This is a genomic window from Ruegeria sp. AI2, from assembly GCF_056541275.1.
Map to the genome: position 1 here is coordinate 1 of NZ_JBQFYB010000090.1, position 568 is coordinate 568.

1 protein-coding gene is annotated in these 568 nt (G+C 57.9%); it reads left to right on the top strand.

Annotated elements, in window-relative coordinates:
• Window positions 1–427: ABC transporter permease (locus ACR0LL_RS21330; RefSeq protein WP_480589337.1), on the top strand; the 427-nt coding region annotated here is incomplete at its 5' end.
• Window positions 428–568: the final 141 nt, after the last annotated feature.

The following is a 568-nucleotide window of genomic DNA, read 5'->3' on the forward strand; positions in this document are numbered from 1 at the left end:
CTTCACCGAGCGGCTCTATCACCTGTTTCTGCCCTCGGTCACGGTCGCGTTATACACCTCTGCCGTCGTTATGCGGAACCTGCGCAGCGCCATTGTCGAGGTTCTGGACGCAGAATATGTGCAGTTCGCACGCGCCAAGGGCCTGCCGCCACGCCTGATTATGGGCCGACACGTTCTACGCAATGCGCTGATTTCAACAGTGACTCTGCTAGGGCTTTCCATCGGCAATCTGATGAGCGGCACTTTGGTCACCGAAACCGTGTTTGCCGTTCCCGGTATGGGCCGGCTGATGCTCGAGGCGATCTTTGCCCGTGACTACCCCCTGATTCAGGGCCTGACCCTGACATTTGCGGTTTTGGTATCCGTCGTCTTTCTGATGACCGATCTGTTCCAAAGCAGACTTGATCCAAGGATGCGCCTGCAATGAGTGACGCGACCTTCAACAACCGCATGAAACCCGCCACTTTTCTTCAACGCGCCCTGCGAAAGCCCGGCTTTGTCGCTGGCTGCATCATCATCGGGTTCTCGGTTTTGCTGGCCCTGTTCCCGGCGGCCTTCGCGCCCTATG